This is a genomic window from Photorhabdus laumondii subsp. laumondii (genome assembly GCF_003343245.1).
In the GTDB taxonomy this organism is placed as follows: Bacteria; Pseudomonadota; Gammaproteobacteria; order Enterobacterales; family Enterobacteriaceae; genus Photorhabdus; species Photorhabdus laumondii.
In genome coordinates, this window is the sequence record NZ_CP024901.1 from 2,580,118 (window position 1) to 2,596,377 (window position 16,260).

16 protein-coding genes are annotated in these 16,260 nt (G+C 43.8%); 13 read left to right on the forward strand and 3 right to left on the reverse strand.

Annotated elements, in window-relative coordinates; genetic code table 11:
• The first annotated feature begins 2 nt into the window (after positions 1 to 2).
• From PluTT01m_RS11355 to PluTT01m_RS11390, 8 genes are read left to right on the forward strand one after another with little or no spacing between them, the layout of a single operon-like run.
• Entirely contained in the window at positions 3 to 1,121 is a 1,119-nt protein-coding gene (locus PluTT01m_RS11355; RefSeq protein ID WP_011146444.1) for a ThiF family adenylyltransferase, read from the forward strand.
• A 10-nt stretch (positions 1,122 to 1,131) separates the two neighbouring features.
• Entirely contained in the window at positions 1,132 to 2,139 is a 1,008-nt protein-coding gene (locus PluTT01m_RS11360; RefSeq protein ID WP_011146445.1) for a TauD/TfdA family dioxygenase, read from the forward strand.
• Between the two features lie 48 nt (positions 2,140 to 2,187).
• Positions 2,188 to 2,628, forward strand: a complete 441-nt coding sequence (locus PluTT01m_RS11365) for a GNAT family N-acetyltransferase (RefSeq protein ID WP_011146446.1) — start codon at positions 2,188 to 2,190, stop codon at positions 2,626 to 2,628.
• Positions 2,629 to 2,663: 35 nt separating this feature from the next.
• Positions 2,664 to 3,764, forward strand: a complete 1,101-nt coding sequence (locus PluTT01m_RS11370) for a CapA family protein (protein ID WP_114538525.1) — start codon at positions 2,664 to 2,666, stop codon at positions 3,762 to 3,764.
• Between the two features lie 8 nt (positions 3,765 to 3,772).
• Complete coding sequence (locus PluTT01m_RS11375; protein WP_011146449.1) at positions 3,773 to 4,960, forward strand: ATP-grasp domain-containing protein; 1,188 nt, start codon at positions 3,773 to 3,775, stop codon at positions 4,958 to 4,960.
• A gap of 40 nt (positions 4,961 to 5,000) precedes the next feature.
• On the forward strand, positions 5,001 to 6,263 hold the full coding sequence (purD, locus tag PluTT01m_RS11380) for a phosphoribosylamine--glycine ligase (RefSeq protein WP_011146450.1): 1,263 nt from the start codon (positions 5,001 to 5,003) through the stop codon (positions 6,261 to 6,263).
• Between the two features lie 17 nt (positions 6,264 to 6,280).
• Complete coding sequence (locus PluTT01m_RS11385) at positions 6,281 to 7,675, forward strand: MFS transporter (protein ID WP_049789772.1); 1,395 nt, start codon at positions 6,281 to 6,283, stop codon at positions 7,673 to 7,675.
• Positions 7,672 to 9,018 carry an amidase gene (locus PluTT01m_RS11390; protein ID WP_041380073.1) on the forward strand — a complete coding sequence of 449 codons (1,347 nt, stop codon included), beginning with the start codon at positions 7,672 to 7,674 and terminating at the stop codon, positions 9,016 to 9,018. Before PluTT01m_RS11385 ends, PluTT01m_RS11390 begins: the two co-directional genes overlap by 4 nt.
• Positions 9,019 to 9,367: 349 nt before the next feature.
• Here PluTT01m_RS11390 and PluTT01m_RS11395 read toward each other — a convergent pair whose 3' ends face one another.
• The 3 genes from PluTT01m_RS11395 to hcaR form a co-directional block, all read right to left on the reverse strand.
• Complete coding sequence (locus PluTT01m_RS11395; RefSeq protein WP_011146453.1) at positions 9,368 to 10,150, reverse strand: fumarylacetoacetate hydrolase family protein; 783 nt, start codon at positions 10,148 to 10,150, stop codon at positions 9,368 to 9,370.
• Between the two features lie 69 nt (positions 10,151 to 10,219).
• Positions 10,220 to 11,119 carry an alpha/beta fold hydrolase gene (locus PluTT01m_RS11400; RefSeq protein WP_011146454.1) on the reverse strand — a complete coding sequence of 300 codons (900 nt, stop codon included), beginning with the start codon at positions 11,117 to 11,119 and terminating at the stop codon, positions 10,220 to 10,222.
• A 116-nt stretch (positions 11,120 to 11,235) separates the two neighbouring features.
• Positions 11,236 to 12,120 (reverse strand): DNA-binding transcriptional regulator HcaR, encoded by an 885-nt coding sequence (gene hcaR / locus PluTT01m_RS11405; protein ID WP_011146455.1) that lies wholly within the window; start codon positions 12,118 to 12,120, stop codon positions 11,236 to 11,238.
• A gap of 136 nt (positions 12,121 to 12,256) precedes the next feature.
• Between hcaR and hcaE the strand changes: the two genes are divergently transcribed.
• From hcaE to PluTT01m_RS11430, 5 genes are read left to right on the forward strand one after another with little or no spacing between them, the layout of a single operon-like run.
• A complete protein-coding gene (gene hcaE / locus PluTT01m_RS11410) occupies positions 12,257 to 13,618 on the forward strand; it encodes a 3-phenylpropionate/cinnamic acid dioxygenase subunit alpha (RefSeq protein ID WP_011146456.1) in 1,362 nt (453 codons plus the stop codon).
• Positions 13,615 to 14,157 (forward strand): 3-phenylpropionate/cinnamic acid dioxygenase subunit beta, encoded by a 543-nt coding sequence (gene hcaF, locus PluTT01m_RS11415; protein ID WP_011146457.1) that lies wholly within the window; start codon positions 13,615 to 13,617, stop codon positions 14,155 to 14,157. The genes hcaE and hcaF overlap by 4 nt, the downstream gene beginning before the upstream one ends.
• On the forward strand, positions 14,157 to 14,474 hold the full coding sequence (hcaC, locus tag PluTT01m_RS11420) for a 3-phenylpropionate/cinnamic acid dioxygenase ferredoxin subunit (protein ID WP_011146458.1): 318 nt from the start codon (positions 14,157 to 14,159) through the stop codon (positions 14,472 to 14,474). The genes hcaF and hcaC overlap by 1 nt, the downstream gene beginning before the upstream one ends.
• A complete protein-coding gene (gene hcaB / locus PluTT01m_RS11425; RefSeq protein WP_011146459.1) occupies positions 14,474 to 15,316 on the forward strand; it encodes a 3-phenylpropionate-dihydrodiol/cinnamic acid-dihydrodiol dehydrogenase in 843 nt (280 codons plus the stop codon). Before hcaC ends, hcaB begins: the two co-directional genes overlap by 1 nt.
• The gene (locus PluTT01m_RS11430; RefSeq protein WP_011146460.1) at positions 15,306 to 16,259 is read left to right on the forward strand and encodes a 3-carboxyethylcatechol 2,3-dioxygenase; all 954 of its coding nucleotides are present in this window, start codon (positions 15,306 to 15,308) and stop codon (positions 16,257 to 16,259) included. The genes hcaB and PluTT01m_RS11430 overlap by 11 nt, the downstream gene beginning before the upstream one ends.
• Position 16,260: the final 1 nt, after the last annotated feature.

A 16,260-nucleotide genomic window follows, 5' to 3' on the forward strand; every position in this document is an offset into this window, starting at 1 on the left:
CTATGGCGAATTCCATTTCACTTAACAATCCACGGCTTCAGCCAACGGTTGTTGCTGTTCCGATTAGCAATAATGCCATTGCAATACATTCCGGTACCCGTCAGGGTGAAGCAAGCAAAATAATTCCAGATCCCGATGGCTGGAAAATAGTTGCGCTTAACCACATGCAAGGAAAATTGAACAGCAGTGGTCTTCTTAAAGTATTGAAGCAAAACGGTCATGACGTTGAAGAGTCGGCGTTAACACAATTGATCGAGGAACTTCAATCTCACAACCTCGTTCAGGATGAGAAATATTTCGATTATCAGGCTCTCGGTGCCGATCAAAGAGAGCGTTATTCCCGAAATCTCAATGGATTTGCTGCGTTAAGTGACAATGGCATTTCACCCGCTGAGTATCAGCAGAAACTTTTCAAAGGGCATGTGCTACTGTTAGGATGTGGTGGGCTTGGAAGCTGCACGGCAACGGCGCTGGCAATGACTGGCTGCGGTACCATCACTGTCGTTGATTTCGATGATATTGAACTTAGTAACCTCAACAGGCAGCTTTATATCGTTGATGACATAGGGATGCGGAAAGTCGAAGGGTTAAAATCTCGTCTTAATAAGATCAATCCGGACGTCACGGTAAATACAGTATTCAAGCGTATAACCGGTTCAGATGTTGTTAAGGAATTAATTTCTCAATTCAAACCCGATATCGTCGTAGCTGCAATTGACCGACCGGTTATCGCTGCTGACCGCTGGATCAGTGACGCCTGTTTTGACATGGGAATTCCGGGTGTTTTCAACAGCGTTTCTGCCGGAATGGGTATGTTCTGGACAAAATTCCCTGACCAGAGCGGTTGTTTCCGCTGCGACGAAAAGTGGTCACGGACTCAGGATCCTGACCATTACTCCATGCGCGCCTGGCGAGAAGAACATGATTTAATCCCTGCGACTTCGGCTTTCAGTTATTCGGCAATGATTGTCGGAGGGATGATGTCTGCGGATATCATCAGGAAACTTGTTGGATGGCCAATGATTTCAGCAGGGAAACTGGTAACTATCTCATTCACAACTCTACAAACGAATGTTGAGGATAAACCGCAACATCCAGATTGTGAACTTTGTGCATATTGAGGACACCAACATGAACGAATCATATCAGATTATTGATGACGATCCGGCAGTATGGTGCTCAGCGCAGTTGGAAAGCAAGAAAGACGTGCTATTGCCTGTTTCAGATGAACAAATCGAAGCATTCAGGCATCACCTATCCGCTATGGAAGATAGACCCAGTGAAGCGTTCAATGCTTCAGATTTTAGCTTTGAGGAAATAACTATCTTACAGGAGCGCATTCATCAGCGTTTGACTGAAGGACGCGGGGTTGTGGTAGTGTCAGGTATTCCGCGAGAAATGTTTACTGACTCAATCCTGAGTCATCTATTCTGGGGAATTGGAACAGGTCTTGGACGTCCAGTCGTACAAAACTCACAGGGTCACAGGATAGGTCATGTAAGGAATGAGAAAAATAATCCGAATAATCGAGGCTATATGTCTAATCGGGAGCTTGGATTTCATTCGGATGCCTTTGAAATTGTTGGGCTTATGTGTTTGAGGGAGGCTGCTTCAGGGGGATTGACTCAAATCGTAAGTGGCCTAGCTATCTACAATCAAATGTTAAGGGAAAAACCAGAACTACTTGACGCCCTTTTTGAAGGATATCATTACGCTACAGCTGAACGCTCTTCGAGTAAACTTCCCTACACGTCATACAAAATTCCGATTTTCTCAAAAATGTCAGGCAGGGTGAGCTCTATGTGTCTCGGTGCTTATATGCGAGCAGCAGCAAAACTTCAGGGACTAGCTCTCCCTGACGCACTTGATGCTGGACTCCACGCATTTTATGAAATATGTAGCCGCCCAGAGTTCAGACTCGAATTTATGCTTGAGCCTGGCGAAATCCTTTTTCTCAACAACTATACCACACTGCATTCCCGCACGGAGTTTCAGGATGATGCACTCAACCAGCGCCATTTATTAAGGCTCTGGATCGAATTATCCGATGGCAGACCTGTGGTGCCCGCACTAACAGCTCGCGGTCGTGATTATGAGCAGTTATTTCTGGAAACGCGTTTGGCGAGTACGGCAACTTAATATAACCAACCGGGACGATATATCGGCCCGGTCAATCAGGATCAATGCATGAATCGAGATATTCTGGACTCCGGGCACTCCATCAAAAGTTCCGATCAGGGTGATGTTGAAAGCCGGGGAAAAATTAGTCAGTTACTTGATATATGGAATGTGGAACAAACCAATATTTCTGACAACCAGCCGCTGGATTTCTATGTCTATGACCAGCAAGGTGAAGTCGTTGGTGGCTTGGTGGGTCGTACCTCTCTGGGTGTGCTTTTCATTAGTTATTTCTTTCTTCCGGAAGAACTGCGTCGGCAGGGACTGGGAAGTACATTGCTGAAACGGGCCGAAAAAAAAGCAACTCTACGTGGATGTCATATGGCGGTGCTGTTTACCATGGCGATTCAGGCACCTGACTTTTATCTGAAGCATGGTTACAGCATTTTTGGTGAGGTGTCCTCTTTACCGGATGGAAATGCCCGTATTTTTATGCAGAAAAGGCTTTGAGCAACGACCAGCGTTAGTCAGAAGGATAGAAATTTATGTCGAGTATTACTATTGCTTCATTTGGGGATGTGCTCATTAATCGTGAAGATCCCGCTTCTGCTTTCAGTCACATGACGTCTTTAGTTGAGAATGCCGATATCGTTATCGGTAACTATGAAGGTGTACTGACTGACAAACCTGAGCCAATTCCCGGACGGCGAGGGATGACGATATCATCAGTAAAAAACGCCAAAGGCGTGGCATTGTTCGATGTGCTTTCCCTTGCGAATAATCATGCCATGGATTCTGGATTGCAGGGTCTGACTGACACCTTGAAAGCATTACATTCTGCAGGAGTGCAAACCACCGGGGCCGGTCTGACATTTCAGCAAGCTTGGGAACCTGCTTTAATTGAATGTAGAGGGATCAGGGTTGCTGTTTTCGGCGTAACGGGCATTTATTATGTCGGAACTGAAGCCGGTAGTTTTCAGGGAGGCGTTGCAGCGTTACGTTCAAGAGATTATTACAGTCCTCCTTTTTCCGGAGCTGTGGTTCCCGGAGCGTTACCCGATATTATGACTGTCATCAATGAAGATGATTGGGCACATTTTTCATGCTTAGTTGGCAATATCCGTAGCCAAGCTGATTTTATTATTGCAGCGATGCACTGGGGCGATCATACTCGTAAAGACATTATTACAAGATACGAAAAGGAAATATCAAAACGATTATCACAATGTGGTGTGAACCTAGTGATAGGTCATCATCATCATTCCTTGCGAGGTGTTGAATGGCACAAAAACATGCTGACATGTTTTGGACTGGGAAACCTCATTTTCGATCAATCTCTCTCATGCTCAATAAATGAATGGTCGAAAACCGGTTTTCAGTTGCCTGATTATGCACGATATACCGCAGCCATTCTGACAAGATGTTCACCGAACGAAATTTTATCTGCTCATTTGCTCCCACTTTATATTGAAGCGGATACCCCTGTCCCTGTTTCCCATGGAAGCGATGAATGGCATGCTTTTTTACGCATTATGAGGCGTTGTGCTCGGCAGGACATGACGGTCAATCATCTTGTTGATAACGGTACTCGATGGGGCGATTTCACTGTATTGGATATTATCAAACCCATTTCTGACGTTATGTGAGGTAAAGCATGGCAATACTATGCCTCGGAAGAAGCATCAAGATTAACTTTGCAGAATGGTTGGAGGAATGCCGTGATGACCTGTGGCTTATCAGTTCTGCACCACAATTTCCTCTTCAGCACCGTTACCGGTACGTCCGGCAGATCGACAGCCTTGATGACGGTGAAGGTGTTTTATCTATCGCCACAGAATTAGGACGTCACACCTCATTCAGCCAGATTCTGCCTCATTCGGAATTTGACCTTATCCGAGCTGCACAACTTCGGGAATATTATGGCCTCCCAGGCCAGAACGTTGAAAGTGCCTTGGCGTATCGAGATAAGGTTTTAATGAAAGATTATCTTCAACGTGCAGGCATTGAAGTGGCTCCGTTTAGACGACTTGGCAGTTGGCTGGATGTTCTAACTTTCAGTGAAGAGCATAATTTCCCAGTTGTGATAAAACCGGTGGATGGATGCAGCTCGAAATACGTTAAGGTATGTAGGAGTCTCAGAGAAGTATCCGATTTTTTCCGCGACAGAACCGTTGATGGCTGGATGGTAGAAAAGTTTATCTCTGGAAATATGTATCATGTTAACGGTGTAATTAATGAAGCAGGAGATTCATTTTTTGCTCCCTGCGCTTATATCAATAATGCTCTTGATTACCAGCATGCAGGTATATTTGGTAGCCGTACTATTGATCCTGCTACCCCCTTGGCAGAGCGACTGAACAGTATTACCTATCGAACTATATCAGCGTTGCCTGCTGCGCCTACCCTCGGGTTTCATGCCGAAATATTCCACACCGCCGATGACCGATTAATTTTATGCGAGATTGCGGCCCGTACTGCGGGTTCACTTACGGGGGAGTTAATAGAACACACTTGGGGGATAAATATACATAAAGCTTGGATACAGAGTTGTGCAGGTATCAATGATGTACTGAAAGTCCGGACTGAACCAAGAGAATTCGCAGCATCAATTCGCGTTCCTGTTCGTCCGGCATATCTGATTTCTTTGCCAGATTCAGTTCCTTATGATTGGATATCCACACTCTGCTTATCAGGGAGAGTCGGGCAAATTTATCAACAGGCAACAACTTATACCGATGACGTTGTTAGCGCCATAATTACCGGCAATAGTGATGTACAACTTACTGAACGAATTGAACATTTTGCCGACTGGATCGATGATTTAGTCAGGTGGCAAAACTGATGAAATTCCTTTTAACCCTGTGTTTTGAGAGAAGACTATAATGAAAATCCTTATAGCAGGTTCAGGTGCCGGCGCACAGGCGCTGGCATGGAAATTATTACAGGACCCAGCAGTAGAAAAAGTATGGTTAGCCCCAGGTAATCCGGCTACGTCATGCGCACCCGGAATGGAAAATATTCCAGTGTCTTCAGGAGATGTTGAGGGGCTGGCTAGGGCTGCTCTGGAACTAAAAGCAGACTTTACGCTTATCACACCGACCCAAACTTTGGCAGCTGGGGTAGCCGACTACTTTAAATCTCGTGGGTTACCAATCATTGCCCCGACTCGTGAAGCCTCCCGACTTGAATGGTCGAAAGGCTTTTCCAAAAAATTCATGAAAAAATATCAAATACCTACACCTTACAGCGCAATTTGTGAATCACAGGAACAGGCCCAAAAATTTGCCGACACATTACCTTTACCTGTGGTTATCAAAGCAGACGGTATGGTTCATGGGGGAACGGGTGTAGTGATAGCCCAGGATCGCCAGCATGTTAAAAACACGCTGGAAGAGTTTTTCACAAGAAATGTCGGACCAATGCTGGTTGAAGAATTCATTGAAGGTGAAGAAGTCTCTTACACCATCCTCTTTGACGGAAAAAACTATCTACCACTGGCTGAAAGCCGAGATTATAAAAAGCTGCTTGATGGGGATAAAGGCCCTAACACTGGTGGTATGGGAGCTTATTCCCCAGTACTGTCCTCCGCACAGCATGAGGCTATCATTACCCAAATTGTAGAACCTTGTCTGGCAGCTCTTAATTCTGAAGGAATCGAATATATAGGATTCCTCTATTTTGGTGTCATGATTGACAAAAAAGGAATGCCGAGCCTTCTTGAAATCAACTGTCGGCTGGGTAATCCAGAGGTCTTCACGATCCTTGAACGACTTGAGAGTCCCCTTCATGAATTATTCATATTGACCCTACAAAAACAGCTGGGCAAAGCAAATGTACGCTGGAGTAAGCTTGTTTCTGTTGCCTTACAAATATCGTCTGAAGGTTATCCTTTTACCGAGCGAAAAGGTGATGAGCTCATCTTGCCGTTACCTTCAGAAGATACTCATATCTTTCATTCCTCCGTTGTATCTGATGATGGAAAACTAATAAGTCATGGAGGAAGAGTTATTGCATTAAGTTCAATAGCCCTGACGTTCAACGAGGCTAGAGAAAAGTTGTATGAAACGGTCAAGCAAGTCCATTTTGAAGGGATGCATTACCGTACCGATATTGCGCTGAATATCAATACTCCTAGTGGAATGTAATTAATCGGGGAATGCTTATGGACAACATGAAGCGTAACAAGCGTAATGTTCTGCTCGCAGCTAATATAAGTTACATACTCGTCATTCTGGATTCGTCCATAGTTAATGTAGCTTTACCGACTATTAAAGAGAGCCTTTCACTTGGTGTAACAACGTTACAATGGGTTGTAAATGCCTATCTGGTTTTATTTGCAAGTTTGTTACTATCAGGGGGAGCTCTTTGTGATCGTTTTGGTTCAAAAAGTGTTTACATTACAGGGCTTGGATTATTCACTCTCTCCTCCGCTTTGTGTGGAATTAGCAGTGAAGCCGCTATTTTATTAACCGGTCGCGTGCTTCAGGGTATTTCCGCCGCCATACTCGTACCAGGTTCACTTGCTTTGATCACTCATACCTACACAGATAAAACAGAACGAACCCGTGCCATTGCCAGCTGGGCGAGCTGGGGAGGTATCGCTCTGGTGGCGGGGCCTGTCATAGGAGGGTGGCTGACCGAATATCTGTCGTGGAGATCGATTTTCCTAGTAAATGTGCCGCTCTGCTTAGCAGGGATCTTTTTGACACTTAGGGTGCAGTCTCCAGAGCATGAACATAAAAGTTTAACTATGGATATAAAAGGCCAGCTACTTCTTTTCCTGACAATATTTCTATTTATTGCTGGTGTCATCCGGCTGAATGACTCTCCTCAAATCAATTTGAACTCAGTTATCTTGTTGTGCTTGTCTTTAATCATCATGACTGCATTCATAGTGGTAGAAAGAAGAAGTAAAGCTCCTATGCTTCCACTGGAGCTGTTCAGGCGGCCAAATTTTAGCGCTATTTCATGGATTTTCTTTTCTGGCGCTTTTTCCTTTTTTGGTGCCATGTTTATTCTGACCTTTTGGTTTCAGGATATTCAGCACCTGAGTGCAACGCAAACGGGTATGGCCCTGTTACCGCTCTCAATCAGTGTCATATTGGGAAATAAGGTCTCTGGATGGCTTGCACGCCGTTACCAGACGAGCCACATGATGATTGTTGGGGCCATGATAAGATTAGTCGGTTTCAGTGGATTACTGGTTACACAGTTCAACAATGACTATGCTTATCTTTTTGTTCCACTTGTGTTGATTGGTTTTGGTGGAGGGCTGGGATCACCAATGTCAACATCTTTATTTATGCAAAGTACTCCGAAACAGTACACTGGCGTTGCCTCAGGAGTTTCCCGTGCAACTGGTCAGATAGGTTCCGCTTTTGCCGTGGCAGTTTTTGGGCAAATGGTAAACAGTGAAAAACTCTTTGTTTTAAACATGAAGTATGCGGTTATTACTATTATCATAGCCACACTGTCCATCTTGATTATCAATTTTCTTTTTGTAAAAAATGATATTGATGAATATCACAATTCTATAACACTAAAGGCAGATAAATGATGGATGAAATTATCAGTCTTTCAATTAATGAATTAGGAGAAAGAATACGGAGCGGAGTGATATCACCTGTTGAGATTTTAGGTGAGTACATGAAGCGTATTTTATGTTACGACCATAAGCTGAACGCCTTTTCAGAGATCTATGAAGCTGATGCGCGGGCCGCAGCAAAACATGCCGAACAGGAAATACGATCAGGAAATTGGCGTGGTCCTCTCCATGGTATTCCTTTTGCTGTTAAGGATTTTTTTGATCTGAAAGGTAAGGTCACAGGAGGAGGCACGAACTGTTTTAGTCAAAAAGCATATGTTACGGCACCAGTGGTAGCCACCCTCTTGAAACAGGGAATGATTCTGACAGGAAAACACAGAGCAGTAGAGCTCGGTATGGGAGCAACGGGCATCATGGAAAATAGCCCGACGCCACTCAACCCTTGGGGACAATCACAGAGAGTTGCTCCAGGCGGCTCAAGCAATGGCTCAGCTGTAGCAGTGGCAGCCGGTTTGACACCGATTGCTCTTGTAACTGACACGGGGGGATCTGCACGTATACCTGCCGCTTGGTGTGGCGTAAGTGGGTTTCGGCCATCAATGGGCAATTTGTCATCATCAGGTATGCTTCCATTAAGCCAGACGATGGATACTGTGGGAATTATTGCCAAGCATGCATCTGATATATTCATTGTTTATAATCAGCTGAACCCAAATTTAGCGTATCATTCATGCATTAATAATCTGAATATTGGCATATTACCGTCAGAAGAATATATTTTAGATAAGGAAACAGGTTTGCATTATGTGTCATTGCTGGAAGTTTTTTCTCAAATGGGTATGGTAACTCAAAAGAAACCTTTCCCATATCCTTTATCGCAGTGCATGAAGGCTAATTCTATCATTACTGCGTTTGAGGCTTGGCAGAATTATGGATATTTGTGTAATTCACAGAACTCCCTCAGCGATACAATTAAAGTAAGATTAGAACGTGGCAAAGAGATAAAAGAGAAAGAGTATTCGGAAGCATTGATATTCTGTCGTCACGTACGGAAGATATTTTCGAATTGGTTTCAGAATGTGGATGCTTTAGTAATTCCTACAACCCCAGAACCTTCTTGGCCTATAGCTGAAAAAGATGAACATCAACCCCCAAATGACTTCACCCGTTTCGTAAACTTTGCTGACTTATGCGCGGTCTCCATCCCAACAGGATTAAACAGTCAGGGGTTACCATTTTCATTACAGATCGTATGTAACCGAAAAAAAGAAAAAAACGCCCTTGCTCTTGCGGAATTGATTGAATGCCGTATCGGTTTCAGCAATACAGAACTTAAAATACGACTCAAGACATGATGAATGTTGTCGCTGAAAACGACGAATGTGTCCGACATTCCGCACCGCATTCATAATTTGTTGTTTTAATTAAGAATTAACAAATGCATAAATTTTATACAAACGATTTTAAATCAGTATATTACAGATATAGCTGCGGAATGACAGATGTGTATTACCACGAAACTTATGAAATTATTGTTTTTAATTTGGTAAAAATAATATTAACGAAAGGAATACATTCTATTAGGCTTGAAATGATAATAAGCCATTTACGCCCCTGCTAATAACTAAGTTACTAATAACTTTATTGCCAGTAACTTTGGTGGGGGCTTTTTATGACTCCTATTAATAAACTAAGGCTAATTTTTCAAGCAAAACTGACCTTGGCAGATCCCACACCGAGTAAGTTAATTTTCAACTGATCACCCGTATTAACTGGCACCATGGTGGTGAGGGAGCCAGAGAGAATGATTTCTCCACGGAGTAACGCCATATTCAGTGTTCCTAGCATATTCGCTAGCCAGGCAACCGCGTTGGCTGGATGCCCTAGTGCAGCGGCACCAATGCCAGTGTCAACCAGTTTACCGTTTTTCTCTAGCGTTATTGTCACGGCAGCTAAATCAATTTCTGAGGGCAGACGGGTGCCATTGCCAATGACAAATAACCCTGATGAAGCATTATCAGCAACAGTATCTGTGATTTTTATTTTCCAGTCACGGATACGGGAATCGACAATTTCGATACAGGGCACGACATAATCTGTTGCTCTGAGTACATCTCCTGCTGTAATACCGGGTCCACACAGATTGTGTTTCAGGATAAAACCAATTTCACCTTCAGCTTTCGGTGCAATTAATTGCTCAATGGGTACAGTGGCATTGTTTTTGTAATGCATATCTGAGGTGAGAATGCCAAAATCGGGTTGATCGACGTCCAATATATCCATAACTGCTTGGCTAGTGATCCCGATTTTTTTACCGACAATTCGCTCTCCAGTTGTTTCCAACCGGTAAGCAATAACTTTTTGCTGGATGAGATAGGCGTCGTGTAACGTTAATTCTGGATATTCATCAGAGATAGGATCGATGGCTTGATGACTCTGCCATGATTGAAACAATTTTTTACCAAGATGGGTTATGACGTTATTCATCTGTTGTTGCTCCTGCTCAAACCATAGAAGTGACATTCCAATTGGAATATCACTCGTCTGAAAGGGACATTATTTGTTGCCGTTGAGTAAAAAATCGATATGGAGCCGGTTAAATGTGTCCGGGTCTTCATATTGAGGCCAGTGACCGCATTTTTCCATCACGACAAAACGGCTATTTTTGATAAGCCCGGCAAGACGCTGGCCTACTGAAACCGCAGCAGTCGGATCGTGTGTGGTCCATAGCACTAAGGTTTCAGCCTGGATCTTTGCCAGTTCATCTTTGGTCAAAAGGTTACGTAAACGGGTATCCATATCTTGCAGGCACATGATGTTTTCCATTGCGGACAACATACCCGGCTGACGATAAATGGCAAAACGGGTTTCAACCAAGTCTTCTGTCACCATTGCAGGATCTTCCATTAGGAATTCAAGACGTTTGCGGGTAGCTTCCCGATCGGGGTTTTTCACTGCATTTAAGCTCAGTGTGCGCAGGCGTTCCATCACATTTGGATCAGCAATCATGCCACCGGCGGTGTTCAACACCAGACGGTGAATATATTGCGGATATTTTGCCGCAAACCGGGCTGCAACCCATCCGCCTAGCGACTCGCCAGAAAGGTGAATTTTCTTCAGATTTAATGTTTCAATAAGATCCCGTAGGTGTTCCACATAATCGATAATCTCATAGGAACGGACAGGTTTATCCGTGAAGCCATGTCCCAGCATATCAATTGCCAGTACACGAAAATGGGCAGCATGGGGCAGTATGTTGCGCATATAAGCTTCTAAATGACCTGCAATACCATGCAAGAAAATCAGAGTAGGTCCGTTACCCGCTTCAAGAACACGAGTTTTTATCCCTTTTACATTGAGATGATGTAGATGGATTTCACCGCTGGCAATGGCAGACCAAAGCGAACGTAATTCGGGCTGTATAAGTTTATGTTGAAGATTCGCTGATATTGACATAATGATATCTTCCTTATTTATTTTAAATTAATACGTTATTAATATAACGACAGCGGGTAATATTCACTAATACTTAATATGTCTAGTCTGAAAGAAAAAAACGATGATGCTTATTTTTATTCTTGCAGATATTTATTTTCAACAACATCTATTAAGTGCAATAATAATTCTGATGTGTTGTCTTTTCGCCATGCCATTATTAACTCTATTGTGGGAGAATATCCTGATAATGGCCGGCAAATAACGGCATCTGTCATGATGCTGGTAATATAGAAGGGTACTATTGCACACCCTAAATTTAGACTAACCATGTTTAAAATTAATAGCATATTATTAGCAGTTTGAATAATATTAGGTACGACATTATGTTCAGTAAAATAATTTTCTATAATCTGTTGTAATACACCAGATTGTGTTGGATCAGGAGTAATAAAATTTTCTCCTTGTAGGTCGTTGACTGAAATTTTCTCACAATATCTTAGCCTGTGATTAGCAGGCATCAGAACCACCAGCGGTTCATTAAGAATGACTTTAAAATCAATAGAATCACTCTTTATTGGCGGGCGCATGAAAGCGACATCAATGTCACCTTGTAATAATTTCTCTTCTTGTCCTGGATTAAATAAACTAATAAGTTCTACTTTTGCTCCAGGATGAGCCAAGCGAAATATTGGGATGACTTCAGGTAATACTTTAACTTCTGCTGATGGGACAAATCCGATAGTTAGCACAATTTGTTCTTGTGCCGCTCTGCGGGCCATTTTTTTTGCTTTCTCTGCATTTTCAAGAATAAGCCGGGCTTGTTGTAAAAAAACTTCTCCGGCTTTGGTTAGAGAGACTCTGCGTTTATTTCTCTCTAATAGTGTAGAACCAATATAATCTTCTAAATCTTTTATTTGTTGACTTAGCGAAGGCTGTGCAGTATGCAATTTTTTTGCGGCCTTAGTAAAGTTTAATTCTTCTGCCACCGCAATAAAATAGCGTAAGTGTCTTAATTCCATTGCTGTTTCCTCACATATCGAAAAAAAGTCTTAATTTAAACAAACAATGTATTTCACAAAATATTAATCTATTAATAGCATTCATTTTGCATGTTGGCAAAAAGTCAACTTTTCTTTTACTTGAGGACTGAATAATATGACATTGAGCAAAGATTCAGATATTTACCGCCTGATTGATGCCCGAGCCGGTCGTGTAACTCCTCAGATTTATATCGATCCCGAGCTCTATCAATTAGAACTCGAAAGAATATTTGGCCGTTGTTGGCTGTTTCTAGCTCATCAGAGCCAAATTCCCAATCCGGGTGATTTTTTCAATACTTATATGGGAGAGGACAGTGTTGTTGTTGTCCGTCAGAAAAATGGTTCCGTTAAAGCTTTCCTAAATCAATGTCGCCATCGTTCCATGCGGGTTTGTTACGCAGATAGCGGTAATACCCGTGCTTTTACTTGCCCTTATCATGGTTGGTCATATGGTGTGGACGGTCGATTAATCGACGTTCCGTTGGAAGCGTGCGCTTATCCACATGGGCTTTGCAAAGAGCAATGGGGACTTCAGGAAGTGCCGTGTGTGGAAAATTATAAAGGATTGATTTTCGGTAACTGGGATACGACAGCCCCCTCCTTGATTGATTATCTCGGTGATATGGCTTGGTATCTTGATGGTGTGCTTGATCGCCGCGAAGGAGGGACCGAAGTGATTGGTGGTGTGCAAAAATGGCTCATCAATTGTAATTGGAAATTACCCGCTGAACAGTTTGCCGGTGATCAATACCATGCTTTATTCAGTCATGCCTCCGCCGTACAGGTTTTGAGCGTAAAGGATGGCGACGATAAAAAAGCATTAGGTGCTGATCAGACTTCACGACCAGTTTGGGAAACGGCAAAAGATGCCGTGCAATTTGCTCAGAATGGTCACGGTTGTGGATTTTTCTTGACCGAAAAACCCGATGCCAACGTTTGGGTTGATGGTGCCGTTGCCCGTTACTACCGTGAAACCTATGCAGAGGCAGAGCAGAGGTTGGGAAAAGTCAGGGCACTGCGTCTTGCCGGTCACAACAATATTTTCCCGACACTTTCCTGGCTTAACGGTACTGCAACCATGCGGGTGTGGCATCCACGTGGACCTGATCAGGTGGAAGTTTGGGCGTTCTGCATCGCAGATAAAGCCGCTTCTCCGGAAGTAAAAGCCGCTTTTGAAAACAGTGCTACCCGTGCATTTGGTCCGGCAGGTTTTCTCGAACAGGATGATTCAGAAAATTGGGTGGAAATTCAGAAGGTACTTAGAGGTTACAAAGCCCGTAACAGCACCTTGTGCATGGAAATGAGATTGGGACAAGAAAGAGTGCGGGATGATGGAATTCCGGGTGTGACCAATTATGTTTTTTCCGAAACCGTTGCCCGTGGTATGTATCAGCGTTGGGCTGACTTACTCACCAGTGAAACCTGGGATGAGATAGAGGAAAAAAGCCGGGTTTATCAGCAGGAGTTGGTCAAATGAAAGAGTTAATTGTTAATCAGGAAAAAAGAGTATCGCCGGAACTGCACTATGAAATAAGCCAGTTCTTGTATTACGAAATTGCATTACTGGATGAGTGGAGATTTCGCGATTGGCTTGAGTTGTTATCAGAAGATCTCAGCTATACCATGCGTACCATTGTTAATGCCCAAACCCGCGATCGCCGTAAGAGTATCCAGCCGCCAACCACTTGGTTGTTCAATGACAATAAATTTCAGCTTGAACGCCGGATAGCTCGGTTGGAGACCGGTATGGCATGGGCAGAGGAACCCCCATCCCGTACACGTCATCTACTGACAAACTTAGTGATTACTGAAACGGATTTGCCTGACCAATTTCATGTTCAGTCCAATTATTTGCTGTACCGTTCACAAAAAGAGCGAGATGAAGTTTTTTATGTTGGTAAGCGGCTAGATTGTGTTCGCCGTAATCCAAAAACGGATAGCTGGCTGATTTGCAAACGTGAAATTACCTTGGATCAGGCAGTCTTAACTTTCCATAACTTGAGTGTCTTATTCTGATGAGTCAATTATTCGTATGTACTGTTGAAGAATTGCCCGACGGAGGAGCGCGTAAGGTTGAATACACACCGGATATTGCGTTGTTTCACTATGATGGCGAATTCTTTGCTGTTGATGACCGGTGCAGTCATGGTAATGCCTCTATATCCGAAGGGTATTTGGAAGACAATGCGACAGTTGAGTGTCCACTGCATACGGCCAGTTTTTGTCTTAGAACCGGGAAGGCACTTTGCCTTCCTGCTACAGATCCATTGAAGACCTATCCTGTTGTTGTTAAAGACGGAAACATTTATATCACTGTATCGGAGGAGCAATAATGAGTTGGATCAAAGATCAAGTCATTTTATTAACAGGCGGTGGCTCCGGTTTAGGTTTGGCTTTAATAGAGCGTTTTATTGCTGAAGGCGCCAAAGTGGGCGTTTTGGAGTTATCGGCAGAAAAAGCGACAGCTTTGGCACACTGTTTTGGTAACGATATCTGTGTTATTCACGGTGATGTTGTCTCTTTTGAGGACAATGAGCGAGCAGTGGCTGAAACTGTTCGGTGTTTTGGCAAACTAGACTGCTTTGTTGGTAATGCCGGGATATGGGATCACAAAATTAGCCTGCTTGACGCCTCACCAGAGCAGATTGATAAAGGATTTGATGAGCTGATGGGGGTTAACCTGAAAGGGTATATTCTAGGGGCTAAAGCCGCGTTACCGGCGCTAACCGCATCAGAAGGCAGCATGATTTTTACGTTGTCAAACTCGTCATGGTTTTCTGGTGGTGGAGGGGTGTTGTATACCGCCAGCAAGCACGGTGCGGTCGGCATGATCCGCCAGTTAGCTTATGAATTAGCGCCAGTTATCAGGGTTAATGGTGTTGCGCCTTGTGGGATGCCAAGTGATCTTCGTGGGGCGGCTTCACTATCTCAGCAAGATAGATGCATTACAGATAACCTGTCATTAGAAAGTCTCAGTGCAATTTTACCTTTGCAATTCATACCTCAGCCAAAAGATTTCACCGGTCCGTATGTCATGTTGGCTTCCCGTGCCAATAACCGCACTTTAACGGGGGTGATGATAACGGCTGATGCCGGATTAAGTATCCGTGGCATTCGCCAAACGACAGCGGGAGTGATGTCTCCGACCAAGAAGGAGAGTTCAGATGACCGTTAAATTGATTTGTACTTCACACACACCTTTGATGGGTTTTGGTTCTCCGCCTGAAGCGACGGAAAAGCATGTTCGGCAGGTTTTTCAGCAATTGGCTGAACAGATAAAGGACTACGATCCACAATTGATAGTGATTTTCGCTCCCGACCATTTTAATGGTTTTTTTTATGATCTCATGCCGGCATTTTGCGTTGGAGTAAGAGCGAATGCAGTGGGGGATTGGGATATTGGTAAAGGCCCACTCAATGTTCCTGAAAACACCGCGAAGGATTTAATTTCTGCCTTATATGATTCAGGGATTGATGTGGCTCACTCCTGGCGTATGCAGGTCGATCATGGCTTTACTCAGCCATTGATGCTGCTTTGCCAGAATTTACAGCGTTATCCAACTATCCCAATATTTATTAACTGTGCAGCTAAACCATTGCCGACCTGCCGTCGTGCTGTTGAGTTAGGTCGTGCAGTGGGTCAATTCCTATTCACAACAGATCAGCGGGTATTGCTGTTAGGCTCTGGTGGCTTATCACATGATCCCCCGATACCACAAATGGGACAGGTTCCGCCGGAAGTTGAAGAAGGGTTGATTGCCGGGAGAAATCCGACAAAAGAAGCGCGTCAAAAACGGCAAATCCGGGTAATTGAGGTTGGAAAATCGTTGGCTCGTGGCGAGAATATCGTTGCTCCGTTGAATCCACAGTGGGATGACGAGTTATTGCGTATTTTTTGTAGTGGCGATATTCGGCGTCTTGCTTCGTTAACCGAGGGTGGAATCGCCATTCAGGGCGGGAAAGGTGGACAGGAAATTCGCTGTTGGATCGCGGCTTTTGCGGCGCTTTCTGTTTATGGCGAATATAAAGCGCAACGGCATTATTACCAACCTATTAAGGAGTGGCTGGCAGGGATGGCAATGGTCAGTGCTCAACCTGTCACTCAGATAGGAGCATAAT

Coding starts and splice junctions, on each gene's coding strand:
- PluTT01m_RS11365 (WP_011146446.1), top strand. CDS start 2,188: ATGAATCGAGATATTCTGGACTCCGGGCACTCCATCAAAAGTTCCGAT.
- PluTT01m_RS11360 (WP_011146445.1), top strand. CDS start 1,132: ATGAACGAATCATATCAGATTATTGATGACGATCCGGCAGTATGGTGC.
- hcaC (WP_011146458.1), top strand. CDS start 14,157: ATGAGTCAATTATTCGTATGTACTGTTGAAGAATTGCCCGACGGAGGA.
- PluTT01m_RS11370 (WP_114538525.1), top strand. CDS start 2,664: ATGTCGAGTATTACTATTGCTTCATTTGGGGATGTGCTCATTAATCGT.
- PluTT01m_RS11385 (WP_049789772.1), top strand. CDS start 6,281: ATGGACAACATGAAGCGTAACAAGCGTAATGTTCTGCTCGCAGCTAAT.
- PluTT01m_RS11375 (WP_011146449.1), top strand. CDS start 3,773: ATGGCAATACTATGCCTCGGAAGAAGCATCAAGATTAACTTTGCAGAA.
- hcaF (WP_011146457.1), top strand. CDS start 13,615: ATGAAAGAGTTAATTGTTAATCAGGAAAAAAGAGTATCGCCGGAACTG.
- purD (WP_011146450.1), top strand. CDS start 5,001: ATGAAAATCCTTATAGCAGGTTCAGGTGCCGGCGCACAGGCGCTGGCA.
- hcaR (WP_011146455.1), bottom strand. CDS start 12,120: ATGGAATTAAGACACTTACGCTATTTTATTGCGGTGGCAGAAGAATTA.
- PluTT01m_RS11355 (WP_011146444.1), top strand. CDS start 3: ATGGCGAATTCCATTTCACTTAACAATCCACGGCTTCAGCCAACGGTT.
- hcaB (WP_011146459.1), top strand. CDS start 14,474: ATGAGTTGGATCAAAGATCAAGTCATTTTATTAACAGGCGGTGGCTCC.
- PluTT01m_RS11400 (WP_011146454.1), bottom strand. CDS start 11,119: ATGTCAATATCAGCGAATCTTCAACATAAACTTATACAGCCCGAATTA.
- PluTT01m_RS11430 (WP_011146460.1), top strand. CDS start 15,306: ATGACCGTTAAATTGATTTGTACTTCACACACACCTTTGATGGGTTTT.
- PluTT01m_RS11390 (WP_041380073.1), top strand. CDS start 7,672: ATGATGGATGAAATTATCAGTCTTTCAATTAATGAATTAGGAGAAAGA.
- hcaE (WP_011146456.1), top strand. CDS start 12,257: ATGACATTGAGCAAAGATTCAGATATTTACCGCCTGATTGATGCCCGA.
- PluTT01m_RS11395 (WP_011146453.1), bottom strand. CDS start 10,150: ATGAATAACGTCATAACCCATCTTGGTAAAAAATTGTTTCAATCATGG.